General features: G+C 70.7%; 23 protein-coding genes. 15 read left to right on the top strand and 8 right to left on the bottom strand.

Features of this window, described 5'->3' with window-relative positions:
• Window positions 1-8: 8 nt before the first annotated feature.
• Window positions 9-722, bottom strand: a complete 714-nt coding sequence (locus ITJ55_RS10505; RefSeq protein ID WP_194595305.1) for an MBL fold metallo-hydrolase — start codon at window positions 720-722, stop codon at window positions 9-11.
• Window positions 723-775: 53 nt separating this feature from the next.
• Between ITJ55_RS10505 and ITJ55_RS10500 the strand changes: the two genes are divergently transcribed.
• Window positions 776-1,324 (top strand): TetR/AcrR family transcriptional regulator, encoded by a 549-nt coding sequence (locus ITJ55_RS10500; protein WP_194595304.1) that lies wholly within the window; start codon window positions 776-778, stop codon window positions 1,322-1,324.
• Between the two features lie 103 nt (window positions 1,325-1,427).
• Here the strand turns inward: ITJ55_RS10500 and ITJ55_RS10495 are convergent, their stop codons facing one another.
• Window positions 1,428-2,615: a N(5)-(carboxyethyl)ornithine synthase gene (locus ITJ55_RS10495; RefSeq protein WP_194595303.1), complete on the bottom strand. Its 1,188-nt coding sequence runs from the start codon at window positions 2,613-2,615 to the stop codon at window positions 1,428-1,430.
• A 24-nt stretch (window positions 2,616-2,639) separates the two neighbouring features.
• Entirely contained in the window at window positions 2,640-3,680 is a 1,041-nt protein-coding gene (locus tag ITJ55_RS10490; RefSeq protein ID WP_194595302.1) for an Lrp/AsnC family transcriptional regulator, read from the bottom strand.
• 183 nt (window positions 3,681-3,863) lie between these two features.
• Between ITJ55_RS10490 and ITJ55_RS10485 the strand changes: the two genes are divergently transcribed.
• The 6 genes from ITJ55_RS10485 to ITJ55_RS10465 all read left to right on the top strand — a co-directional run bounded on the left by ITJ55_RS10485 (window position 3,864) and on the right by ITJ55_RS10465 (window position 9,785).
• Window positions 3,864-4,763: a polysaccharide deacetylase gene (locus tag ITJ55_RS10485; protein ID WP_194595301.1), complete on the top strand. Its 900-nt coding sequence runs from the start codon at window positions 3,864-3,866 to the stop codon at window positions 4,761-4,763.
• Window positions 4,764-4,832: 69 nt separating this feature from the next.
• Window positions 4,833-6,146, top strand: a complete 1,314-nt coding sequence (locus ITJ55_RS10480) for an MFS transporter (RefSeq protein WP_194595300.1) — start codon at window positions 4,833-4,835, stop codon at window positions 6,144-6,146.
• Window positions 6,146-6,937 carry an SDR family NAD(P)-dependent oxidoreductase gene (locus ITJ55_RS10475; RefSeq protein ID WP_194595299.1) on the top strand — a complete coding sequence of 264 codons (792 nt, stop codon included), beginning with the start codon at window positions 6,146-6,148 and terminating at the stop codon, window positions 6,935-6,937. The genes ITJ55_RS10480 and ITJ55_RS10475 overlap by 1 nt, the downstream gene beginning before the upstream one ends.
• Before the next feature lie 15 nt (window positions 6,938-6,952).
• Window positions 6,953-7,981, top strand: a complete 1,029-nt coding sequence (locus tag ITJ55_RS16030; protein ID WP_228498113.1) for a ketopantoate reductase family protein — start codon at window positions 6,953-6,955, stop codon at window positions 7,979-7,981.
• Window positions 7,978-9,132: a M20 family metallopeptidase gene (locus tag ITJ55_RS16025; protein ID WP_370544118.1), complete on the top strand. Its 1,155-nt coding sequence runs from the start codon at window positions 7,978-7,980 to the stop codon at window positions 9,130-9,132. Before ITJ55_RS16030 ends, ITJ55_RS16025 begins: the two co-directional genes overlap by 4 nt.
• A gap of 167 nt (window positions 9,133-9,299) precedes the next feature.
• On the top strand, window positions 9,300-9,785 hold the full coding sequence (locus ITJ55_RS10465) for a DUF1877 family protein (RefSeq protein WP_194595298.1): 486 nt from the start codon (window positions 9,300-9,302) through the stop codon (window positions 9,783-9,785).
• Window positions 9,786-9,978: 193 nt separating this feature from the next.
• On the opposite strand, the gene ITJ55_RS10460 is transcribed toward ITJ55_RS10465, so the two are convergent.
• Both ITJ55_RS10460 and ychF read right to left on the bottom strand, forming a co-directional pair.
• Window positions 9,979-10,560 (bottom strand): LON peptidase substrate-binding domain-containing protein, encoded by a 582-nt coding sequence (locus ITJ55_RS10460; RefSeq protein ID WP_194595618.1) that lies wholly within the window; start codon window positions 10,558-10,560, stop codon window positions 9,979-9,981.
• An 87-nt stretch (window positions 10,561-10,647) separates the two neighbouring features.
• Window positions 10,648-11,721, bottom strand: a complete 1,074-nt coding sequence (gene ychF / locus ITJ55_RS10455; protein ID WP_194595297.1) for a redox-regulated ATPase YchF — start codon at window positions 11,719-11,721, stop codon at window positions 10,648-10,650.
• 119 nt (window positions 11,722-11,840) lie between these two features.
• Between ychF and ITJ55_RS10450 the strand changes: the two genes are divergently transcribed.
• Both ITJ55_RS10450 and rmuC read left to right on the top strand, forming a co-directional pair.
• Window positions 11,841-12,470 carry an exonuclease domain-containing protein gene (locus ITJ55_RS10450; protein WP_194595296.1) on the top strand — a complete coding sequence of 210 codons (630 nt, stop codon included), beginning with the start codon at window positions 11,841-11,843 and terminating at the stop codon, window positions 12,468-12,470.
• A 101-nt stretch (window positions 12,471-12,571) separates the two neighbouring features.
• A complete protein-coding gene (rmuC, locus tag ITJ55_RS10445; RefSeq protein ID WP_194595295.1) occupies window positions 12,572-13,840 on the top strand; it encodes a DNA recombination protein RmuC in 1,269 nt (422 codons plus the stop codon).
• Window positions 13,841-13,985: 145 nt separating this feature from the next.
• Here rmuC and glpX read toward each other — a convergent pair whose 3' ends face one another.
• On the bottom strand, window positions 13,986-14,984 hold the full coding sequence (gene glpX, locus ITJ55_RS10440) for a class II fructose-bisphosphatase (protein ID WP_056262104.1): 999 nt from the start codon (window positions 14,982-14,984) through the stop codon (window positions 13,986-13,988).
• A 92-nt stretch (window positions 14,985-15,076) separates the two neighbouring features.
• Here glpX and ITJ55_RS10435 point away from each other — a divergent pair, with 92 nt between their 5' ends.
• Both ITJ55_RS10435 and fbaA read left to right on the top strand, forming a co-directional pair.
• Window positions 15,077-18,460: an SdrD B-like domain-containing protein gene (locus ITJ55_RS10435; RefSeq protein ID WP_194595294.1), complete on the top strand. Its 3,384-nt coding sequence runs from the start codon at window positions 15,077-15,079 to the stop codon at window positions 18,458-18,460.
• A 107-nt stretch (window positions 18,461-18,567) separates the two neighbouring features.
• Complete coding sequence (gene fbaA / locus ITJ55_RS10430; RefSeq protein WP_194595293.1) at window positions 18,568-19,596, top strand: class II fructose-bisphosphate aldolase; 1,029 nt, start codon at window positions 18,568-18,570, stop codon at window positions 19,594-19,596.
• Between the two features lie 94 nt (window positions 19,597-19,690).
• On the opposite strand, the gene ITJ55_RS10425 is transcribed toward fbaA, so the two are convergent.
• Window positions 19,691-20,260 carry a DUF6264 family protein gene (locus ITJ55_RS10425; RefSeq protein WP_194595292.1) on the bottom strand — a complete coding sequence of 190 codons (570 nt, stop codon included), beginning with the start codon at window positions 20,258-20,260 and terminating at the stop codon, window positions 19,691-19,693.
• Window positions 20,257-21,330, bottom strand: coding sequence for a 4-hydroxy-3-methylbut-2-enyl diphosphate reductase (locus tag ITJ55_RS10420; protein WP_194595291.1), 1,074 nt, complete (start codon window positions 21,328-21,330; stop codon window positions 20,257-20,259). The genes ITJ55_RS10425 and ITJ55_RS10420 overlap by 4 nt, the downstream gene beginning before the upstream one ends.
• Window positions 21,331-21,465: 135 nt before the next feature.
• On the opposite strand from ITJ55_RS10420, the gene xseA reads away from it, so the two are divergent.
• The 4 genes from xseA (at window position 21,466) to ITJ55_RS10400 (ending at window position 24,387) form a co-directional block, all read left to right on the top strand.
• Window positions 21,466-22,755, top strand: coding sequence for an exodeoxyribonuclease VII large subunit (gene xseA, locus ITJ55_RS10415; RefSeq protein ID WP_194595290.1), 1,290 nt, complete (start codon window positions 21,466-21,468; stop codon window positions 22,753-22,755).
• 9 nt (window positions 22,756-22,764) lie between these two features.
• Complete coding sequence (locus tag ITJ55_RS10410) at window positions 22,765-22,995, top strand: exodeoxyribonuclease VII small subunit (RefSeq protein ID WP_194595289.1); 231 nt, start codon at window positions 22,765-22,767, stop codon at window positions 22,993-22,995.
• On the top strand, window positions 22,992-23,684 hold the full coding sequence (locus tag ITJ55_RS10405) for a DUF4245 domain-containing protein (protein ID WP_194595288.1): 693 nt from the start codon (window positions 22,992-22,994) through the stop codon (window positions 23,682-23,684). The genes ITJ55_RS10410 and ITJ55_RS10405 overlap by 4 nt, the downstream gene beginning before the upstream one ends.
• Window positions 23,685-23,796: 112 nt before the next feature.
• Window positions 23,797-24,387, top strand: coding sequence for a carbonic anhydrase (locus tag ITJ55_RS10400; RefSeq protein ID WP_194595617.1), 591 nt, complete (start codon window positions 23,797-23,799; stop codon window positions 24,385-24,387).
• Window positions 24,388-24,420: the final 33 nt, after the last annotated feature.

The following is a 24,420-nucleotide window of genomic DNA, read 5'->3' as shown; positions in this document are numbered from 1 at the left end:
TCACCCGGTCAGCGGGCGGCGGCTCGGACGGCGTCCACCGCCGCGACGACTCCGCCGTTCCAGGGGGCGCCATGCCCGGGCAGCACCCAGGTCGCACCGGTCTCGAGCAGGGCGTCGAGCGAGGCGAGGGCCTGTTCGGGCTCGTCGGTAAACGGAGCCGGTGCGGGCCCGACGTGCCCGGTCGTCACGTGGCGCGTGGTCAGGGCGTCGCCGACGAACACGGCGTCGACGCTCGGCACGGACACGGCGATGCTGCCCTCTGAGTGCCCGGGCATCGGGATGATCCGAGGCGCCCCCGGCAGGTCGAGCGTCTCTCCGCCGTGCACCTCGACGACCTCGGTGAGCCAGGCGGTCTTCGCCCCGCCCTTGCGCAGGCTGTAACCGGCGAAACCCAGCAGGGGGCCGAGCTTCATGGGAGGCATGCCGTTCTTCGGCTTCGGTCCGCCCTTCGCCCGGGACGCGTCGGCCGCGTGGACGTAAACGGGCACCCCGTGGTCGCGGCGCAGCCGTTCGGCGAAGCCGACGTGGTCGGAGTCGCCGTGGGTGAGAACGACGCCCTTCACGTCGGCGAGGGTGCGTCCGACGTCGGCGAGTTTACGCACGAGTTCGGACCAGAGGCCGGGCAGCCCGGCGTCGATCACGGTCACGCCCTCGGGCGTGACGACGAGGTAGGCGGCGACGATGTCGTTGCCGATGCGGTGGAGGGAGGGGGCGAGTTCCATGATGGCTACGGTACTTAGCCATCATGGCTATTGTCAATAGCTATACTCGACGCATGCCGACACCCGACCGCACCTCGCTCGACGCCATCCTGCTCGCCGCCCGCGAGCTGCTCGAGACGGACGGCCCGGCCGGTCTGACGATGGCCGCGGTGGCGGCGAGGGTCGGCGTCCGCGCCCCGTCGCTCTACAAGCGGGTCGAGAACCGGGAGGCATTGCTCCGGTCGGTCGCCGAGGCCACCCTCTCCGACCTGGCCGCGCGGCTCGACGGGGCGGGGTCGGCCCGCGAGGTGCTCGACGCCTTCCGGGAGTTCGCGCACGAACGCCCGGCCGCGTTCCAGCTGGTCATGACGCCCGGGCCCGGCGTGCCCACCGCACGACGCGAGTTCGGGGCCGCGGCCAGCGCCGCCGCCCTCCGCGTCGGCGAGCAGCTCGTCGGGCCAGAGCGCGCCCTCGACGCCGCCCGAACCCTGACCGCATGGGTGGCGGGCTTCGTCGTGATGGAACTCAACGGCGGGTTCCAGCTCGGCGGCGACGTCGAGGCGGCGTGGGACTTCGGGGCCGAGCGCGTCCTGGCGGCCCTCGCCGCGCCTCCTGTGGTCTGACCCGCGGCTCGCAGCGCCCTCGCGAACACCGCCGAGTGGACAAGACGCCGCGGCGCGCGGCGGCGCGCAGTCCACTCGGCGGTGCCGTCGGCCGGGCGGCTCGTCAGTCGAGCGGTGCGTGCGGGTACGAGGAGGCGCGGTGCTGGAACTCGAGGATCGCCGGGTTCTCGACCCGCCCCTCCGCGATCTCGACGGCCCGGCGGATGGTGTCGGACGCCGCCCACGAGGTCGGCCCCTCCATGACGACCCGCAGGAAGGGCATGAGGGCCTCGCTGATCTCCCACGTGGTGGAGTTCCAGAGCAGCGACGGGCTGTGGTCGACCGCGTAGTAGTTCGTCGTGTCGCCCACCGTGATCAGCGGGTCGGCGAAGGTCGTGGCCCGGGCCCAGTCGAAGCCCATGCCCTCGTCGACCGAGATGTCGACGATCAGGCTGCCGGGGCGGAAGGCCCCGAGGTCGGTCTCGCGCAGGTACGTGAGCGGCGCGTTCGGGTCTTGCAGGGTGCAGTTGACGACGATGTCGGCGGCGGCGAGGAAGGGCGCGAGGGCGACCGGCCCGTCGGGCGCGTCGACCGTGCTGGCACCCGGGGTCTCGGGGTCGTGCTCGAACCGGTACATGTCGACCGAGGGGATCGGCGAGCCCACCGCGGCGACGTCGCGGTTGGTGAGCACGCGGACGTCGTGGACGCCGTGGGCGTTGAGGGCGGTGACGGCGCCGCGGGCCGTGGCGCCGAAGCCGATGACGACGGCGCTGAGGCGACGGCCGTAGTCGCCCGTCGAACCGCAGAGCTGGAGGGCGTGCAGCACCGAGCAGTAGCCGGCGAGCTCGTTGTTCTTGTGGAAGACGTGAAGGCCGTAGCCGCCGTCGGACTGCCAGTGGTTCATGGCCTCCCACGCGATGAGGGTGAGGCGCTTGTCGATGGCCAGCTGGGTGATCTCGCGGTCCTGCACGCAGTGCGGCCAGCCCCAGAGGGTCTGACCGTCGCGGAGGCCCTCGAGGTCGGCGGCCTGGGGCTTCGGCAGCAGGACGACGTCGCTGTCGGCGACGATCTGCTCGCGGTCGGCCATCGCGACCAGGGGCTCGAGGTCGGCGTCGGGGATGCCGAACCGCAGGCCGTAGCCGCGCTCGAGGGTCATCTGCGCGCGGAGGTCGGCGTCGATGCGCTCGAGGTGCGCGGGGTGGATCGGCAGGCGCCGCTCGTCGGGCTTGCGCGAGGTGGCCAGGACGCCGAGGCGCAGCAGGGCGGGTGTGCCGGAGGTGGTGCCGGAGGGCGGAGAATCCGTTTGGCTCATGCCTGACCTTAGACGGGCGGGCGGTCAGCGCCGCAACACGTCGGGGACCTGGGCACCGAGGCGCAGGCCGTCGCGGTCGATCCAGTACCGTCGCTGCAGCCGCAATCCGGCCACGCTCTGGATCGACCGGACCCAGGGCAGGGCGCCCAGGTCGTCCCTGATGAAGGTCGCGAGGTCGGCCGGCCCGTGGAAGACGCCGGAGAGGCTGATCGGAGCCGAGCCGGTCACCGTCGACAGGAGCCGGACGCTGGGGTGCACGGCGACGTGCTCCAGGGTGGTCGACACGTCGCGGGGCTGCACGTCGATGGTCACGATCGCGTGCAGCGGGTAGCCGAGCAGGTCGGACTGCATCTCGACCCGCGGTGAGACGGCCCCGCTCTGCAACAGCAGCCGGATGGCCCGCGCGGCGGTCGAGGACGACACCCCGAGCGTCCGGCCGACCTCGGCCGCCGTGACGCGAGCATTGGCCCCGAGCATCCGCATCGTCTCGAACTCGAGGTCGCTGAGCTGGGCGAGGTCCTCGAGCGGCGGATGGACGACGACGGCCGCGTGCTGCTCGAGCCGCGCGACGCGCTCGTCGTCGAGGCGCGGGTAGCGCCAGGCCTGCCCGACCTTCGCCGGCTCGAGGATCATGCGGCTGTCGACGGCGCGGACGCCGGGGATCGACGGGATGACGCTGCCGAGCAGCTCCTCCTGGTCCGAGCCGCGGAGCGGGAAGAGGTTGGCGTACAGGTCGGCCGGCCCGCTGGTCTGCAGGACGAACTGCACGTCGGGGATGCGCAGCAGCTCGGCCAGCACGGCCCTCGACCGGCCGGGCGCCGAGGTGATCCAGAGCTCGTACGGGTTGCTCGAAGTGATGAGCTCCCAGGCGTAACGGCCGACGACCCGCAGGAGGCGCTCCTCCTGCAGGCGGACGAGGCGGCGGCTCAGCGTGCTCACGGGCAACCCGAGGATCTCGGCCAGGGCGGCGGTGGGGACGCGAGGTGCGACGTGCACGGCCGCGGCGATGTCGAGGTCGGTCTCGTCGAGGAGGGGCTGACCGGCAGGAGGCACGAGGCGTGGCACGGCATCAGGATACGGGCGTTCGAGCCGAAGGGGTCGGACGAGGCCCGTGGGATTGATTCATCCAACCGTTCGAGGGTCGAAATGCGATCGAAACAACCATTTGGCTTGAGTCTGCTTGTATTTCTTTCTACAGTGACCCGTGTCGGTGACATCGAGGTCGCGGACGACGCCGGGAGGAATCTCATGGACGACCAGCAACCGTGGCAGTGGACCGAGGCCGAATGGCGCGGGCACGTCGAGTTCGTGCGAGCCGGGCGGTCACTGGTCGACGACGAGCCCGCGGGACGCTGGCCCGGGGGCGCCGCCGTCGCCGTCGCCGTCTCGTTCGACTCCGACCACGAGACGCCCGCCCTCCGAGACGGCGAGACCTCCCCCGGCCGCATGGCCCAGGGCGAGTTCGGCGCACGGCACGCCGTGCCCCGCATCCTCGACCTGCTGGCCCGCCACGAGGTGCCGGCGTCGTTCTTCATGCCGGCCGTCTGCGCGCTGCTGCGGCCGGACGAGGCGCCCACCTACGCGGCGGCCGGTCACGAGGTGGCCGTGCACGGGTGGATCCACGAGCGCAACACGGCCCTGGGCCACGACGACGAGCTCGACCTCACCGCACGGGCGCTCGAGGTGTTCGAGCGGCAGCTGGGACGACGGCCGGTCGGCATCCGGACGCCGTCGTGGGACTTCTCGGGCTCGACCCTGTCCGTCATCCGCGAGCTCGGCTTCGCCTACGACTCGTCGCTGATGGCCGACACCGAGCCCTACGAGCTGCTCGAACGCGGCGAGCGCACCGGCGTCGTCGAGATCCCCGTCGAGTGGATCCGCGACGACGCCCCCTACCTGATGATGGATCGCTTCGGCGGCCTCCGGCCCCACATGCCGCCGCGCGACCTCCTGCAGATCTGGATCGACGAGTTCGACGCCGCCCGGGCCGAGGGCGGACTGTTCCAGCTGACGCTGCACCCGCACATCATCGGCCACCGGTCGCGGCTCCGAGTCCTCGACGATCTGCTCGCCCACATCCGCTCGGTCGACGACGTCTGGTTCGGCACCCACGCCGACCTCGCGGCGCACGTCCGTCGCCTCCTCTGACGCGCCTCCTGCCCCTCGCCGCGCCTCCCACCCCCGCACCCCTCACGTCCACCTCGAGAGAGTCAGCACATGAGCACGACCACCACCGAGACCGTCCACGCCACGAAGCTCAGCAGCAAGGGTCGCAAGGCCATCGTCGCCGGGAGCATCGGCAACGCCGTCGAGTTCGTCGACTGGGCGTTGTACTCGACGTTCTCGTCGATCTTCGCCCATCACTTCTTCCCGCCGGGCGACGACGTCGCCGCCCTGCTCTCGACCCTGGCGATCTTCGCCGTCGGCTTCGTCATGCGGCCCGTCGGCGCGGCCGTCATGGGCAGCTACGCCGACCGCCACGGTCGCAAGAAGGGCCTGCTGCTGACCATCACCCTGATGGCTGTGGCGACCCTCGTGATCGGCATCTCGCCGACCTTCCAGCAGGTCGGCTACCTCGCGCCGGTGATCCTCGTGCTCGCACGTCTGGTCCAGGGGTTCGCGGCCGGCGGCGAGTTCGGCTCGGCGTCGGCGTTCCTCGTGGAGTCCGCCGCCCCTCGTCGCCGGGCCTTCGCCGGTTCGTGGCAGCAGGTGTCGGTCGCCGCCGGCGTCCTCATCGCCTCGGCGCTCGGGTTCGTCATCACGACGGCACTGCCCGACGACGCCGTCGACAGCTACGGCTGGCGCCTGGCGTTCGTCTTCGCCGCGTCGCTCGGCTTCGTCGGGCTGTGGCTCCGCCGCTCCGTCGAAGAGACGACGTCGTTCACCACCGGCAAGGACCGCGTCGAGGGCTCCGACCTGGCCACCCGTCGCAACCCCTTCGTCCGCATGATCAAGGAGCACCCCCGGGCGACCCTCCGGGTCTTCGGCATCACGATCGCCGGCACGTTGCTGTACTACCTGTGGGTCAACTTCATGCCGACCTACGCGGCGGTGACGACCGGCATCCCGCTGAACCTGGCCCTGCTCGCGAACGTCATCGCGATGGTCGTCTTCATCTGCCTGCTGCCCTTCGGCGGCATCCTCTCGGACACCATCGGCCGCAAGCCGACCATGGCGGCCTTCGCCGGCGGGTTCCTGCTCTTCGCCTGGCCCGCCTTCACCTTGCTGAACGGCAACTTCTGGACCCTCCTCGCCATCGAGCTCGTCGGGATCGTCCTGCTCGTGGGGTACTCGGCGAACTGTGCCGTCATCATGGCCGAGCAGTTCCCGCCCGAGGTGCGCGCCACCGGAATCGGCCTGCCCTACGCCCTGGCGGTCGCCATCTTCGGCGGCACCGCGCCCTACATCACGACCTGGATGAACACGAGCGGCCTCGGCGGATGGGTCTGGGCCTACGCCGCGGCGGCCGCCGCGGTCGGCCTCGTCGTCTACCTCACGATGCCCGAGACCAAGGGCAAGGTGCTCGACTGATGCGGCACGTGCTCGTGACGGGCGCCGGGTCCGGCATCGGCCGGGAGGTCGCGCTCACCTTCGCCCGGGCCGGTGACGCGCTCACCCTCGCCGACCTGCACGCCGAACCGCTCGAGCAGACCGCCTCGCTCGCCCGGTCGGTCGGAGCCCCCGCCTGCGGCACGACGACGATCGACCTCCGCCGCGACGACGCTCACGAGACCCTGATGGCCGCCGCCTGGGCGACCGCGCCCGTCGACGTCCTGGTGTCGAGCGCCGGCGTGTACCCGGCGACGCCCTTCCTCGACCTCGACGCGACCACCTGGGACGTCGTCCTGGACGTCAACGCGCGAGCACCCGTCCTGCTCACGGTCGCCCTCGCCCGCCGTGCGATCGCGGCGGGTCGAGGCGCGAGCGTCGTGAACATCTCGTCCGGGGCCGCGCTCCGGGCCCGCCCGGGAGCGGCACCCTACTCGACGTCGAAGGCCGCCCTCGAGGCCGCCACCCGCGCCTCCGCGCTCGAACTCGGTCGCCACGGCATCCGCGTCAACGCCGTCGCACCCGGATTCGTCACGGTCGACTCGGCCGTCAACCCGGTCACCGACGAGTACGCGGATGCGGTCGGTGACAACCCCCTGGGCCGTCGCGGCAGCCCGGCCGACGTCGCCCGTGCCGTCGCGTGGATCGCCGGCACGGACGCCGACTGGATCACGGGCGAGGTGCTTCGCGTCGACGGAGGTTCGTCGACGGGCGCCTGGAACCTGCCCCAGCACTGGACCGCCACGACGTCGACAGACGTCCCCGCCACCTGACGAACGGAGAACCACATGATCCCGACCTACACCGTCGTCGGCGCCGGAGCGATCGGCGGCACCCTCGCCGCGCACCTCCACCTCGCCGGGGTCGACGTCCACCTGGTCGACACCGACCCCGAGCACGTCTCCGCGATCCGCGAGCACGGCCTGCGGATCGAGCACCCGGACGGCGAGCTCACCGCCCGCCTGCCGATCTCGACCCCCGACGAGGCACCCGGGCAGCTCGGGGCGGTCGTCCTCGCGGTGAAGGCACAAGCGACGGACGGCGTCGCCGCGTGGATCGCGCCCCGCCTCGCCGCCGACGGCTGGGTGGTCTCGATGCAGAACGGCCTCAACGAGGCGACCATCGCCCGGCACGTCGGCGCCGAACGCACGGTCGCGGCGTTCGTCGACCTGTTCGCCGACGTCGTTGCGCCCGGCGTCGTCAGGGACGGGGGCATCGGCGACATCGCCCTCGGCGAGTACTCCGGAGGCACGAGCGAGCGCGTGCGCACCCTGGCCGACGACCTCCGGCACTGGGGCCGGCCGGTGGTCTCCGACAACGTCCAGGGCTTCCTCTGGTCGAAACTCGGCTTCGGCGCCATGCTCGTGGCATCGGCCCTGGCCGACGACGACATGGGCGACCTCGTCGACCGTCACCGGACGGGCATGCATGCGCTGGTCCGCGAGGTGCTGACGGTCGCCCGGGCCGAAGGCGTCACGCTCGAGGGCTTCGACGCCTTCACGCCGGACGCCTACCTGACCGCGACGCCGGGCGATGCCGGCGCCGCTGACGCGACCGACGCTGCCACCGACGGACTCGTCGCGTGGCTCGCTCGACAGACGAAGAAGCGATCGGGCATCTGGCGCGACATCGCCGTCCGTGGGCGTCGCACCGAGGTGCCGACGCAGTACGCCCCGGTGCTCGCCGCAGCCGAGCGTCACGACCTGCCCGTGCCCTTGACCCGGTGGCTGGTCGAGTCGATCGTCGAACTCGAGACGGGGCGCATCACCATGAGCGAGGACCACCTCGACGAGCTCGACCGACTGGCCGTCGCGTGAACCCCCTGGTCGAGGCGGCCGAGGCGCGTCGCCGAGCACTCGTCGACGATCTCACCGCCTACGTGCAGCTCGAGACGCCGTCCGACGACCGGGCGGCCCTCGACGAGGGGCTCGCCTGGGTGCGCACGTACCTCGAGGCGCACCTGGGAGCGCCCGAGGCCGAGCGCGCCGTCGACGGCGCGCCGCACGGCGACGTCGCCGTCCTCGACTGGGCTGCCGTGAACGGTGGGTCCGGGGCCGTGGCCGTGCTCTGCCACTACGACACGGTCTGGCCCCTCGGCACCCTGGTCGACTGGCCGGTCTCGATCGACGGCGACCGGTTGACCGGGCCGGGCGCCTTCGACATGAAGGCCGGCCTCGTGCAGGTGGCGCACGCCCTCGCCATCGCCCGTGAGCAGGGCCTGCCCCTGCCTGCCGTGCGCTTCGTCCTGAACGGCGACGAAGAGATCGGCTCGCCCGCGTCGCGTCCCGTCATCGAGGCGTCAGTCGCTGGCCACGACGCGGTCCTCGTGTTCGAGGCGAGCGCAGGAGGCGCGCTCAAGACGGCGCGGAAGGGCGTCGGTCTCTTCACGGTCACCACCGAGGGCGTCGAGGGGCATGCCGGACTCGATCCCGAGAACGGCGTGAGCGCCGTCGACGAGATGGCACGGGTGATCGTGGCGCTGCACGACTCGGCCGACCTGGCCGCCGGGACGAGCGTCAACGTGGGCACGATGTCGGGCGGTTCGCGGGCGAACGTCACGGCGGGCAGTGCTCGCGCACTCGTCGACGTCCGCGTGACCGACGTCGACGAGATGCGTCGGATGGACGCCACCTTCGCGGCCCTGAGACCTCGCCGGGAGGCCGCCGGCATCGAGGTCGACGGCGGCTGGAACCGCCCCGTCATGTCGCGGGGGCCCGGGACGGCCGCGCTCTTCGCCATCGCCCGGGAGGTCGCCGCCGAGCAGGGTCTCGTCGTCGAGGAGACCTCCGTCGGAGGCGCCAGCGACGGCAACTTCGCCGCGGCCCTGGGGCTGCCCGTCCTGGACGGCCTGGGGGCCGTCGGCGACGGAGCCCACGCCCGGCACGAGTGGATCTCGATCGACGGCCTCGTCGAGCGGACCGCCCTCGCGGCAGGCCTCCTGTCGCGGCTCGGCGGCGGCACCGCCTGAGCGGTGTCACCAAGCCACGGGATGCCTCATGTCGAGATCGCGAGAAGGAGGGCGCCGCTGGTGATCGCCTCCAGAGGTTTCCTCCCCACGTTCCAGGTCGGCCCCGTTCTCCCCAGCCTCGGGTTCCAAGGGACGAGCAGCAGGGTGGTGTCGCGAGGATCGTCTCCATGGGAATCAGATACAGCGCCTGTCCGGTAGCACCCGCGGATCTCGAGCTCGCTCGCGCCGCTCCTCTTGCGTACATGAACGATCACTGTCCCGACGCACCCTGGGACGATCCGTCGTGGACCCGTTCCTGGCTCGACCTCGACAAGTCGTGGCGAGACCTCCAACGACTCTTCGTCATGCCGAATCAGTCACCGGCCGAGATGGGTCTCGACCTCGTGAGAGGCGACGTTCGGTATCCGAGGGGCGTGATCCACGGGTACGAATGTCACTACGAGGTGCTCGATCCGAACCAGGTCGAGGTCGTCGCGAGACACATAGCGCGGTACGACAAGGCTGACGTACTGGCCCTCTACATCGCCAGCGGCCGCCTCGACGACAGGCTGAGAGGCGACGTCAACTACGTCGGGCACTACCTCGCGGCCGCACAAGAGTTCACGGCACGCCAGGCGGAGGCCGGCAACGGCCTGGTCTATCGGATCGGCTGAGCGCCACCCGGTCGCTTCATGACGAAGCCCGAGAAATCGGCCAGCGACCCCGACTAGTTGTTGAAGCGGAACTCCACCGAGTTCCGACCATCCGAAGCATGACCTGTGAATGTCCTTGCGAAGCATGAACACCTGGGCCGACCAGCATGAGTTGCCGCGGAACCCCGGAGGTGGTGAACGGTGGTGACAAGCCTCACTCGGCGGACCAGAGCTCCTCGGCCTCGAGGACCAGATCGATCAGTTGACGCAGGAGACCCTCCAAGGTCGTCGACCTCAACAGGGTGTAACTGTCGTAATCACCCAGCGGGGCGATCGCCGCCAGTTGCCAGACGGCTGCGACTGGATCGTCCGACAGCTCGATGTCGTCATCCGACTGGGGCCCCGCGGCGCGAACGATTAAGCGGCGGACAGCTGCTTCGGCCTGGTCCCGAAGGGGTGCGAGCTTCTCGGACCATTCGAGATCCGGCAGCATCGAGAGCTCGGCCCGCGGGAACGGATCCTCGTCGACCCAACGTTCGACCGTGAACCGCCGGGTCCCCAGGCCGACGATGAACAGGTCGTCGGCGCCCGCGGCGGCGCTCACGAGACGCGCCATCGTCCCGACCGAGGCACGCTGGTCGCCACCCCCGGCTTCTGATCCGCGCTCGATGAGGACGACGCCGAACTCGGGCTCATCCTCGTCGAGCAAGCGGCCGACCAACGTGAGGTACCGAGGCTCGAAGATACGCAGCTGGATGGGCACGAACGGGAACAGCACTGATCCCAGCGGGAACATCGGCGAGACGGCCATAACCCAGTGAAGCACCGCGGACAAAAAGTTCACAGGTGCCCAGAGAGCACTCGTCCACACCGCGAAGAACGCCTAGTTGTTGAAGCGGAACTCCACCACGTCGCCGTCCTGCATGACGTACTCCTTGCCCTCGATGCGGGCCTTGCCTGCCGAGCGAGCCTCGGCGATGGAGCCGGTCTCGACCAGGTCGTCGTACGAGATGACCTCGGCCTTGATGAAGCCCTTCTCGAAGTCGGTGTGGATGACACCGGCCGCCTGAGGGGCCTTCCAGCCCTTGCCGATCGTCCAGGCGCGGGTCTCTTTCGGGCCAGCCGTCAGGTAGGTCTGCAGGCCGAGCGTCTCGAAGCCGATGCGGGCGAGCTGGTCGAGGCCGGACTCGTCCTGCCCGAGCGAGGCGAGCAGTTCGGCGGCGTCGTCGTCGTCGAGGCCGATCAGCTCGGACTCGACCTGTGCGTCGAGGAAGATCGCCTCGGCCGGCGAGACGAGGGCCTGCAGTTCGGCCTTGCGCGCCTCGTCGGTCAGCACGGCCTCGTCGACGTTGAAGACGTAGATGAAGGGCTTCGCGGTGAGCAACCCGAGTTCGCGGATCGGCTCGAGGTCGATGCTGGTGGCCGAGAGGGCCTCGCCTCGTTCGAGCGCCTCCTTGGCGGCGACGGCCGTCTCGTGCACGATCGGCTCGACGCGTTTCAGGCGCAGCTCTTTCTCGTAGCGGACGAGCGCCTTCTCGACGGTCTCGAGGTCGGCGAGGATGAGCTCGGTGTTGATCGTGCCCATGTCGCTCTCGGGGTCGACCTTGCCGTCGACGTGCACGACGTCGGGGTCGTCGAAACCACGCACGACCTCGGCGATGGCGTCGGCCTCGCGGATGTTCGCCAAGAACTTGTTGCCGAGCCCCTCGCCCTCGCTCGCGCCCTTGACGATGCCGGCGATGTCGACGAACGACACCGGTGCCGGCAGCGTCTTCTCGCTGCCGAACAGGCCCGCCAAGACCTGGAGGCGCGGGTCGGGCAGGTTGACGATGCCCACGTTGGGTTCGATGGTCGCGAACGGATAGTTCGCCGCCAGCACCTGGTTCTTGGTCAGGGCGTTGAACAGGGTGGACTTGCCGACGTTGGGCAGTCCGACGATCGCGATAGTGAGAGCCACGAGGGTCAAGCGTACCGGGCCTGTCGAGCCGTGCCGTCGGGGCCGCGTCGCCTGGGGACGGAACGGTGCGCGTCCGCGGCCGTGGAGGCGGTGTCGGAGGCGCGTGAGAGCATGAGTCAATGCCCATCGACTTCACCGCGATCGACTTCGAGACCGCGAACTCGAGCAGCGCCAGTGCATGCTCCGTCGGCCTCGTCAAGGTCCGCGACGGCGTCGTCGTCGACAAGGTCGGCTGGTTGATCTCTCCCCCGGCCGGGCACGACGAGTTCTCGGAGTGGAACACCCGCATCCACGGGATCGTCGCGAGCGACGTGGTCGGCGCCTTCGGCTGGGCCGAGCAGTTCGAACTGCTCGCCGACTTCGCCGGCGACGACGTCTTCGTCGCGCACAACGCGGGCTTCGACATGGGCGTCATCAAGGCCGCCTGCGCGGCGACCGGGCTCACCCCTCCCCCGTGGTCCTACCTGTGCAGCCTGCAGGTCGCCCGCAAGACCTACTCACTCGACTCGTACCGACTGCCCGTCGCCGCGACCGCCGCGGGCTTCGACGCCTTCTCGCACCACGACGCCCTCGCCGACGCCGAGGCGTGCGCGGCCATCGTCGCCCACGCGGCCCTCTTCCACGGCGCAGCCGACGTCGCCGAACTCGCGTCGATCGCCGCCGTCAAGGTCAAGGTGCTGCAACCCGCCACCACGCCCGTGGTGCCGGGCGTCGCCCGGGTCGACCGTCGCCCCATGGCTCTCGGCTGACGTGATCCGCCCCCAGGGGCGGCTCGAGGGGCGGCGCTGGGGGCTGCCCGAGGGGCAGGGTCGCGACGCACGCTGTCGGTGGTCGCTGCCACACTCGCCCCATGTCGTCATCGGTGGCCCTGTTCCTCGCCCTCTTCCTCGGTCTCGTCATCGGTGCCCTCGTGGGCGGGATGGTCGCACGCTCCCGTTCGATCGAGACGTCGTCCCGACTGGCCGCCGACCTGGCTGCCGCCCGCGCCGTCGCCGACGGCGCCCGTGAGCGCCTCGACGCCCAAGACGACCAGTACCGGCGGCAGATCGCCCAACAAGAAGACCGCCTGCGCGAGTTCCAGGACCGCCTCCGCGACGTCCGCATCGCCGAGGCCGAGAGGGCCCGGTCGGACGGCCAGGTGCTCGTCGCTCTCAGTCCGGTGGCCGAGAGCCTGCACGCCGTCCAGCAGAAGGTGGCACAGCTCGAGGCCGAACGAGCCCGGCAGTACGGCGCCATCAGCGAGCAGCTCCGCGCCACCGCCGAGTCCGGCGAGCGCCTGCGCGGGACGGCCGAGACCCTCGCGTCGGCACTGAAGGCGAACAACACACGCGGCGTGTGGGGCGAGACGCAACTGCGCAACGTCGTCCAGGCGGCCGGCCTGATCGAACGGGTCGACTTCGACGTCCAGAGCTCCGTCACGTCGGACGCCGGGTCCGGTCGGCCCGACATGGTCGTCCACCTCCCGGGCGGCAAGAACATCGCGGTCGACGCCAAGGTGCCGTTCTCGGCCTACCTCGAAGCCAGTGCGATCCCGTCGTCCGCCACCGGAGACGAGGGGGCCCGGCGTGATCAGCTCGTCCGCCGGCACGTCAAGGCCCTGCGAGCGCACGTCGACGCCCTGGCGGGCAAGACCTACTGGGCCGGGCTCGACTCGTCACCCGAGTTGGTGATCGCGTTCATCCCGAGCGAGTCGCTCGTGTCGTCCGCACTCGAAGCCGATCCGTCGCTGATGGACTACGCCTTCCAGAAGCGCGTCGCCCTCGCCTCACCCGTGACCCTCTGGTCGGTGCTCAAGACCGTGGCGTTCAGCTGGCAGCAGGACGTCGTCACCGCCGAGGCGAAAGAGCTCTTCGACCTCAGCCGCGAGTTGTACGGCCGCCTGTCGACCATGGCCGGACACGTCGACAAACTCGGCCGGTCGCTGAGGGCGGGTGTCACCGACTACAACCGCTTCGTCGGCTCGCTCGAACGGACGGTCCTGCCGTCGGCCCGCCGGCTCACCATGCTCGACGAGTCGAAGGTCCTGGCGAGCCCCACGACGATCGACGAGACCCCTCGCGAACTCACCGCCCCCGAACTGGCCTCGGCGTTGGCCGACGGCGAGGCTCGCGGCGACTGAGGTCACGGCTGCGCCAGGCCGTGGCCTCTTCGGTTCGCGACCCTGGGGGTCACGGCCGCACGACGGTCACCCCGGCTGAGCTCTGCTCACGGCGCGACGACGAACGCCCGGCCGAAGCCGGGCGTTCGTCGTCGTCTCGTCGGGGTCAGGCCTGTTCGCCGTACCACTTCGAGACGAGGTGGTCGGCCTCGACCCGGCGGATGGTGCCCGAGTGCGACCGCAGCACGATGCTCGACGTGCGGATCATGCCCTGCTTGCGCGTGACGCCCGCGACGAGGGCACCGTCGGTGACGCCGGTGGCGACGAAGTACGCGTTGTCGCCCGTGACGAGGTCGTCCTGGTCGAGCACGCGGTCGAGGTCGTGACCGGCGTCGATCGCCTTCTGTCGTTCGGCGTCGTCCTTGGGTGCCAGACGGGCGAGGATGAGACCATCGAGGGCCTTGACCGCGCAGGCGGTGATGATGCCCTCGGGGGTGCCGCCGACGCCGACGCACATGTCGATGCGCGAGTCGGGGCGCGCCGCGTTGATGCCGCCTGCGACGTCGCCGTCGAGCAGGAGGCGCGTCGAGGCGCCCACGGCCCGGATCTCGGCGATCAGGTCGGCGTGACGCGGGCGGTCGAGCACCGCGATCTGCATGTCCTCGACGGCGATGCCCTTGGCCGCCGCCAGGGCGGTGATGTTCTCACCGATCGGACGGTCGAGGTCGATGATGCCCTTGCCCTCGGGGCCGGTGACGATCTTGTCCATGTAGAACACGGCGCTGGGGTCGTACATGCTGCCCCGGTCGCTGACCGCGATGACCGAGAGGGCGTTCATGCGACCCGCTGCGGTGAGGCTCGTGCCGTCGATCGGGTCGACGGCGATGTCGCAGGCCGGGCCGAAGCCGTTGCCGACGTGCTCGCCGTTGAAGAGCATCGGCGCTTCGTCCTTCTCGCCCTCGCCGATCACGACGACGCCGTCGAAGGCGACCGTCCCGAGGAACTTCCGCATCGCGTCGACGGCGGCCTTGTCGGCGGCGTTCTTGTCACCCTTGCCGATGAACGGCGCCGACCGGATCGCCGCAGCTTCGGTGGCCCTCACCAGCTCCATGCCGAGGTTGCGGTCGGGGTGCGCGTACAGGGTTCCAGAAGACGAGTCGGCCATGTCCACGAGCTTAGCCCCCGGGGTTGTCCAGACGGATGTCATGCGATATGTTTCATGACCAACAGTGCATTTATGCACGAAGAGAGGTGCTCATGAAACCAAACACACGGCTCCGCCGACCAGTGGCCGTCGCCCTGGCACTCAGCGCGAGCCTCTCCCTCCTCGCCGTCGACGCCGCGAACGCCGCGCCCGAAGCCCCCACGTCCGACAACCTGAGCCTGTCGGTGCGGCTGGCGTCCGACGGCATCGGCCCGTTCACCCCGAACGACGTACCCGGTGGCGACAGCGGGCCACAGAACGGCATCGTCAGGACGAACGACGCCGTCGTCTACGGCGTCACCGTGGGCACGACGACGGGTGACGCCGTCGGGGGCGAGATCATCGCGACGGCCCCCGACGGCCTGACCTGGTCGACGCTCCCCGGCGAGTGCCTCCCCGGCTCGGCCGTGACGGGGCAGACCCTGCGCTGCTCGCTCGCCCCTCTGTCGACCGGCGTTCGCACCCTGAGCATCGTCGCCTCCGTCGACCGTGACGTCCCCGCGGGCAGCATGCTGCGACCCACGTTCCAGCTCGAGGCGCCCGATCGAGACCCCGTCACCGCCCCCGTGTCCGACGTCAGGGTCTCGGCCGTGCCACGCTTCAACGTCTCCATGAACCGGACCGTCACGTCGTTCGCTGCCGCGACGGGGCCGGACGGCTCCACACCCGGCTTCCGCATCGTCTACCCGCTGCAGATCGACTGGCAGTCGCTCGTCCCGGGCGACGGCCTCCTCGGCTACGAAGGCCTCCAGGGCGACATCACGCTGATCGACGACGTCTCGGCCATGTACGGCGGCGAGCCGAGCCCCGCCGTCCTGTTGGCAACCGACACCGACGCCGCGTGCGGGGTCAACACGGGCCAGATCCCCGCGGCACCGGGCGGGGTCGGCGGAGGCGAGCGCAACGTCGTCGACTCGGGGACGATCACCTGCACCCAGAACGCTCCGGGCGAGCCCGTCGGCATCACCATCTCGGGAGCCGACACGAGCCTGTCGTCCATCCCGACCCGGAGCGTCTCGGGCGGACAGATCACCGGTGGCGTGTCCCCCTACGTCGTCTCGGCGTACGTCAGCCTGTGGGTGCCCACTCCTCCCCTGGGTCAGTCCCTCACGACCCGCAACACCTACCGCGATCTCGCGGCCACCTCGGTCAGCGGGCAGGCCAACTACGACGGGGCATCCGAGCCGACCGAGGACAACTCCGCCGACCGGAACATCCTCGAGAGCGCGGGCGTGAGCGGTTCCCTCCGCTACCTGGGCTGGAACGACGAGACGATGACGTCGTTCACGATGTCGGGCAAGTACGACGAACCGTACGTCACCCCCGCGCAGACCCTCTTGAGCAGCACGTCGCTGAACAACCGCGGGTTGTCGACGTGGTCGGGTTCGCAGGTGTGCGCCGTGTTCGACAACACGACGCAGACCCTCCGCGAGAACACGCCGGGGACGTGGGCGTCGTCGAACCGATCCGGCGTCACGGGCCGCCCCCAGTACGCGGCCTTCGACGGGTCCGACCCCGAGGTCGCACGTGACGCCACCTGCGACGACGCTCTCGGCTGGTACGACGACCCCCGCGACGTCCCCGGAGGGCCCTCGGCCGTCGGGGCGGTCCGGTGGAGCTACGACCACCCCGGCAACACGAGCATCACGTTCAACGTGCACCTGACCGCCGTCGACCGTCTCGCCAACGACACGCGCCTCCGCATCTTCTCCAGCGTCCGGCGCGACCGGGCGAGCCGGTGGACGCACGACACGGGCGACCCCGTCGCCGCGAACGGCAACTGGGCCGACTTCCTCAGCGTGACGAGCAACGCGGCCCGCATCACCAGTGCCGTCGTCGACCCCGGGCACGACGCATCCGACACCCCCGACGAGACGACGTACGTGACCGCTGGCGGAACCCTCACCTACGCCCTCTATCCCACCCTGACCAACGCATCGGACGACCGCGTCCCCGAGAAGCTGATGATCCGCGACCTCCTGCCCGTCGGTTCGATCTACGTCCCGGGCTCCGCGTCGACGGAGCCCGTCATCGACGAGATCGTGGTCGACGGCGTGACTCGCCAGCGCCTGACCTGGTCGTTCGATCCCGTCGAGGTGAACGACGCGCTGGCCCCCCTCACGTTCTCGGCCCGCTTCACGACGGCGACGCCGGGGATCGACGCGACGAACTCGGCGACCATCGAGTCGCTGCGCGACGTGTCCTCACCCGACCGACGCGTGACCGACCGTGCGGTGCACGTCCTGGCCAGCAGCGGCTTCGACGTGGACGAGACGGTCGACCACGACGTGCGCATCGTCGGCGACCAGGCGACCTTCCGACTGACGTACACGAACATCGGGTCCGAGTCCCTGACCGACACCTCGCTCATCACGACCCTGCCGCACGACGGCGACGACCGCGGCACGGAGGCGACGGTCCGACCGGTCCTCACCGCGCCGGTCGCGACGGTCCACGACACCGAGGCCGTCCTGTACACGAACACGCCCCCGACGTCCGTCGTCGAGGACCCCGACGACGCCTCGAACGCGCCGGGCGGCTCGACCCGCTGGTGTGCGCAGGGCGACTTCGGGTCGACGGGCTGCCCGGGCGCTCTCGCCGAGGTCACGGCCGTCCGCATCGATCGCGGTTCAGCCGTCCCCGCCGGAACGGCCGTCAGCCACGAGCTCGTCCTGGCCGCCGACGGGCTGGACGGTGCCGGCGACGTCTGGGCGTCGTCCTTCGGCATGCGGGCCCGCGGCATCGACTGGCTCGCGCACTCCCCCGTCGCCCGGACGACTGCCGTCGGGGGCAGCATCGGTCGCATCGTGTGGCAGGACGCGAACTCCGACGGCGTCCGCCAGGACGACGAGGCCGGCCTGGCCGACCACCCCGTCCGACTGACCGGGTCCGACGACCGAGGCGAGCCGGTCGCGAGAGCCGTCTCCACCGACGCCGACGGGGTCTACCAGTTCGACTCGCTGCGCCCCGGCGACTACGTCGTCGACTTCGGAGCCGTCGAGGGCGGATGGACGACTCCGCACGTCGGCGACGACCCGAGTCGCGACTCGGACGCCGGAACCGACGGCGACGCCGAGGCCGAACTGACCCGCGTCGACGACGCCGGCGGTGCGCTCGTGGGCGTCTCCGACGTCGATGACGTCGACGCCGGCGCCCTGCCGGCCCCGGAGGTCGTCGACCCGCCCGGCGAAACCGTCGATCCGCCCGTCCAAGGCGGTTCGACGCCAGGCGGCGACCAGGGCACCGACCCGGCAGCCGACTCCGCCGACGGCCGCCCGCGTCTCGCCTTCACCGGGGCGGCACCGGCAGCCGCCGTGGCCGCAGCCCTCGCCGTGCTCGCTCTCGGCCTCGTGATGGCCCGGCGACGACGTCGACTGGACGACACGGTCGTCCCGGCCCCCGGGTCTCCGGACTCGGGCGGTCCCGGCACGGACTGACGTGACGGCGGGGCCGCCCCCGGGCGGCCCCGCCCTCACGGCACGCGCCCGTCGAGCCCTGACTAGGCTGATCGGAGCAGACCGCAGTCGTGATCGAAGGAGATGCCATGCCCGTCGCAACCCCCGAGCAGTACGCAGAGATGCTCGACAAGGCGAAGACCAAGGGCTTCGCCTACCCCGCCGTCAACGTGTCGTCGTCGCAGACGATCAACTCCGTCCTGCAGGGCCTCACCGAGGCGGGTAGCGACGGCATCATCCAGGTGACCACCGGCGGCGCCGACTACTTCGCCGGCCACACGGTCAAGAACCGCGCCGCCGGTGCCATCGCGTTCGCGAAGTTCGCGACCGAGGTCGCCAAGAACTACCCCGTCACGGTCGCCCTCCACACCGACCACTGCCCGAAAGACGCCCTGGACGGCTTCGTCCTCCCCCTCATCGCGGCCTCCGAAGAAGAGGTCCGGGCCGGTCGCAACCCGCTGTTCCAGTCGCACATGTGGGACGGTTCTGCCGTTCCCCTCGACGAGAACATCTCGATCGCCCAAGACATGCTGAAGCGCACCAAGGCCATCAACGCCATCCTCGAGGTCGAGATCGGCGTCGTCGGCGGCGAAGAAGACGGCGTTCAGCACGAAGGCACCAACGACGCGCTGTACACCACGGTCGGTGACGTCACCCGCGTCGTCGAGGCCCTCGGCCTCGGTGAGCACGGTCGCTACATCGCCGCCCTGACCTTCGGCAACGTCCACGGCGTCTACAAGCCCGGCAACGTGAAGCTGCGCCCCGAACTGCTCGGCGAGATCCAGCAGGGCATCCGCGAGAAGTTCGGCACCGCCGAGAAGCCCCTCGAGCTCGTGTTCCACGGCGGCTCGGGGTCGTCCGACGCCGAGATCGCCGAGGCCGTCTCGAACGGCGTGGTCAAGATGAACCTCGACACCGACACGCAGTACGCCTTCAGCCGGTCCATCGCCGACACCGTGCTCAAGAACTACGACGGGTTCCTCAAGGTCGACGGCGAGGTCGGCAACAAGAAGCAGTACGACCCCCGCGCCTGGGGCAAGGTCGCCGAGACGGCGATGGCCGCCCGTGTCGTCGAGGCGACCAAGCAGCTCGGGTCGTTCGGTCAGTCGGCCAGCTGACCCGCGCCTCCTGCAGGTACGACGAGACCCCCGGGCGATCGCCCGGGGGTCTCGTGCGTGGGGGCACGCTGACGTGGTGCGGACGCGGCACGGACTACGAGAAGAAGCTGTCGGTGATCTTCTGCATGGACGCGGCGAAGGCCGGGTCGGACATCAACACGGCGGCCGCGCCGAAACCCTGCACGAGGCTGAACACGACACCGGCGACGAGGGGCACGACGAAACCGAGCCGGCCCGCCCGGAGGCGACGCAGCGTCCACCAGGTCGAGAACGCGAAGAGCGCCACGGCGAAGACCGCCATCACGACGCCGAAGGTCTGCAGGGCACCCGACGACGAGAACCCCGACAGGTCGGCGTCGAACTGCGCGAACTGGGCGAGCTGGTCCTCGGCGTAGCGAGGCGCCCGGGCGACGGCCTGGATCGCTCCGAAGGCTCCGAGCCCGATCAGGGCGAACGTCGCCACCCGGTCGACACGGCGACCGGTGGTGAGGGCGGGAGGCGCGGTGAGGGTCCCGTCACCGGAGCGGGCGTCGGCCGTGACCGTGGGCCGTGCGTCCTGTTCGGCGACCCGCGCCTCCTGGGCGGCGTCGTCGGTGGCGACGGGGTTGACCCAGCCCTCGGGGGCGTACTCGCCGTAGCGGGGCCGGGGCCGATCGTCGGTCATCGGGTGCGACCGCCCAGGCCACGGGCGTCGACCTGGCCCGTCGCGTCCTTGCGGAGCTCTTTCGGCAGCGAGAACATCAGGTCTTCTTCGGCCGTGACGACCTCTTCGACGTCGACGTAGCCGGCGTCGGACAGGTCGGCCAGCACCTCGTCGACGAGGACCTCGGGCACGGAGGCACCCGAGGTGACCCCGACCGTCTCGACGCCGTCGAGCCACTCTTGACGGATCTCGTTCGTGTAGTCGACCCGGTAGGCAGCCTTGGCGCCGTGCTCGAGGGCGACCTCGACCAGGCGGACGCTGTTCGAACTGTTCGCCGACCCGACGACGATCACGAGGTCGGCACCCTGGGCGACCTTCTTGATGGCCACCTGGCGGTTCTGCGTCGCGTAGCAGATGTCGTCGCTCGGGGGGTTCTGGATGCTCGGGAACCGTTCGCGGAGGCGGCGCACGGTCTCCATCGTCTCGTCGACGCTGAGGGTGGTCTGCGACAGCCAGACGAGGTTCTCGGGGTCGTCGATCACGAGGTCGTCGACCTCGCCGGGGTTCTGCACGAGCGTGGTGCGATCGGCCGCGTGGCCCATCGTGCCCTCGACCTCTTCGTGACCGGCGTGGCCGATCAAGATGATGTGACGGCCCTGGTTGCCGAAGCGCACGGCCTCGCGGTGCACCTTCGTGACGAGAGGGCAGGTCGCGTCGATGGCCTGCAGCTCGCGGTCCGCCGCGCCCTTGACGACCGCCGGCGAGACGCCGTGGGCACTGAAGACGATGTGCGAGCCCTGCGGGACCTCGTCGACCTCGTCGACGAAGATCGCGCCCTGGCTCTCGAGGGTCGCCACGACGTGGACGTTGTGCACGATCTGCTTGCGGACGTAGACGGGCGCGCCGTAGTGCTCGAGCGCCTTCTCGACGGCGATCACGGCACGGTCGACGCCTGCGCAGTAACCGCGGGGCGCTGCGAGCAGCACCCGCTTGCGTCCGGTGACGGGGGTATCCTTTAGCCTGTTCCGCACCGCAGGAACACGCGGTGTCGGCAGGTCGATGGCGAGGGCGCCGTTGGTGATGTGGCTCACCCGACGAGTCTAGGTGCGACGGACTGGTCGCGTACTGAGAGCGGTCGCCCGGGCCGTGGATCACCCGGCCCACCGGGCCCACGGTGGCCCTGCACACCGCCGCCTGTCGCCGACGACCACCACGAACGGAGCCCCATGACGATCGTTCCCCCACCGCCCACCGCCGAGGCCCCGTGGCCGGTCGGACTGCTCGCCAGCAAGGTGCGTGACTGGATCGACCGCCTCGGCACCGCCTGGGTCGAGGGCGAGATCACGCAGTGGAACGTCTCGGGGGGCAACGTCTACGGCAAACTCCGCGACCTCGAGCAAGACGCCACGGTCTCGTTCTCCATCTGGTCGAGCGTCAAGTCGCGCGTTCCGGCCGACCTGAAGCAGGGCGACCGGGTCATCGCCGCCGTCAAGCCCAACTACTGGGTCAAGGGCGGCAGCCTCACGATGCAGGTGTTCGACATGCGTCACGTGGGCCTGGGCGACCTCCTCGAACGACTCGAACGGCTCCGTCGCCAGCTCACGTCCGAGGGGCTCTTCTCGGCCGATCGCAAACGTGCGCTGCCGTTCCTGCCCGGGTGCATCGGCCTCGTCACCGGCAAAGACAGCGACGCCGAGAAAGACGTGCTGCGCAACGCCCAGCTGCGCTGGCCGTCGGTCTCGTTCCGCGTGGTCCACGCCGCGGTGCAGGGCGACCGCATGGTGGGCGAGGTCACGGCGGCGATCCAGCGTCTCGACGCCGACGACGAGGTCGACGTGATCATCGTCGCCCGGGGCGGCGGGGACTTCCAGAACCTCCTCGGCTTCAGCGACGAGGGCCTGGTCCGCGCCGTCGCGGCCTGCACCACCCCCGTGGTGAGCGCCATCGGCCACGAGGCCGACCGGCCGTTGCTCGACGACGTCGCCGACCTCCGCGCGTCGACGCCGACCGACGCGGCCAAGCGGGTCGTCCCCGACGTCACCGAAGAACTGTCGCGCGTGCAACAGGCCCGCACGCGCATCGGCGTCCGCCTGACGTCGCTGGTCGCCACCGAGATCGACCGGCTCGAGCAGATCCGCAGCCGCCCCGTCCTTGCCTCTCCGCAGACCCTGGTCGACGTGCGGGCCGACGAGGTCGTCCGCGCCGTGGCCCGTGGCGAAGAACTCGTCGGGCGGGCCGTCGAGCGGGCTCACACCCGGGTCTCAGAGCTCACGGCCCAGCTGCGCGCATTGTCGCCGCAGGGCACCCTGCGGCGCGGTTACGCGATCGTCCAGCTCCCGTCGGGCAGCGTGCTGCGCTCGCCCGACGAGGCGCCGGCCGAGACCCGTCTGCTGGTGACCACCGACGGAGGCGCGGTGGGCGCCGTCAGCACCGGCGCCTCCTCCCCAGGCTCCGCCCCGTCCGATCCGTTCCCGGCCGCCAGTTCTGCGGCGACCTCTGTCAGCGCCCGTCGTTAGGATCGTCCCGTGGACAGCACCTCGACCAGCACCCCGCCCGACGTCGCCTCGCTCAGTTACGAGCAGGCCCGTGACGAGCTGGTGTCCGTCGTGTCCGAGCTCGAACAGGGTGCGTCGACCCTCGAGCGGTCGCTCGCGCTGTGGGAACGCGGCGAGGCCCTCGCCCGCCGGTGTGAAGAGTGGCTGATGGGCGCGCGTGAGCGGCTCGAGGCGGCACGTCGTCAGGCGCCGGCCGAATGACCACCCCCTCCGATCCCTCAGGCGGCGGCACCCGCGGGGCACGTCGTCCCCGCGAGCCCCGGGTCGTGGCCGAACTCGGCAGGCCCGAGACGCCCGACGAGACCGCCGCCCGCAAGGCCGAGAACACCCGCAAGCACTACGCGAACCAGACCGCGATCAACCTGACCCTGTCGATCGTCGCCTCGCTCGGCATCGTGCTCTTCCTCGTGCTCGTGGTCGTCCGTCCGAACGGCACCGTCAACCGGCAAGAGATCGACTACGTCCAGGTGGCGTCGCAGGCGCAGGCGAGCGTCGACGCCCCCCTCGCCGCGCCTCCCCTGCCCAGCGGCTGGACGTCGAACGCGGCCGAGGTGCGCTCGTCGACCCGAGACGACGTGCCGACCTGGTACGTCGGGCTCATCACGCCCGACCAGCAGTTCATCGGGCTCGAGCAGGGCATCGACGCCAACCCGACCTGGGTCAGCCTGCAGGTGCAGAACGCGGCGGCGACGTCCACGCGATCGATCGCCGGCCTCACCTGGGACGTCTACGACCGACGCGACGCCGACGACCCGGGCAACTACGCCTACGCCCTGACCACCACCGTCGGCCGCAGCTCGTACGTGCTCTACGGCACGGCGGACGACGCCGAGTTCGACGTCCTGGCCACCTCGCTGGCCCAGCAGATCGCCAGTCAAGAAAGCGAGTGACGTGACCCGACACGACTCGGCAGCCGACACCCCGGCCGCGACCGTCCCCTCCACCTCGGCCCCCACCTCCGGCTCCGTCGACGGCTCGGCCCCAGGCACCGCCTGGAACCGCATGGTCGAGGGCAACCACCGCTTCGTCGACGGCGCCCCCCGTCATCCCCATCAAGACAGCGATCGCCGCTCGTCGCTCGCTGCCGGTCAAGAGCCCGTCGCCGCCTTGTTCGGGTGCGCCGACTCCCGCCTCGCGGCCGAGATCATCTTCGACGTCGGCCTCGGCGACCTCTTCGTCGTGCGCAACGCCGGGCAGGTGGTCGGCGACACGGTCATCGCCTCGCTCGAGTACGCCGTCTCGGTGCTGCACGTGCCCTTGATCGTCGTGCTCGGCCACGACAGCTGCGGTGCCGTCGCCACGGCCATCGATTCCATGGCCTCCGATGCCGCCCCGGGGTCGGCGTTCCTCGGCGGCCTGATCGACATGATCATGCCGTCGGTCGAACGCGCTCAGCTCGACCTCGAGAACGGCGCCGACCTCGATCCGCGCGCCGTGGGGCAACTGCACATCGAGGCCTCGGTGCGAACGCTCGTCGAGCGGTCGGCCCTCATCTCGTCCGCCGTCGAGGACGGTAGGTTGGCCGTGGTCGGCGCGAACTACGACCTCGCCAACGGGCGGGTCGACCGTTCGGTCGTCGTCGGCCGACTCTGAACCGAGTCGGGGCGCACGCTCCGACGCCCCGCG

This window comes from Frigoribacterium sp. VKM Ac-1396 (assembly GCF_015350895.1).
Lineage (GTDB): Bacteria > Actinomycetota > Actinomycetes > Actinomycetales > Microbacteriaceae > Frigoribacterium.
This window is presented reverse-complemented; position numbering and strand designations above follow the sequence as displayed.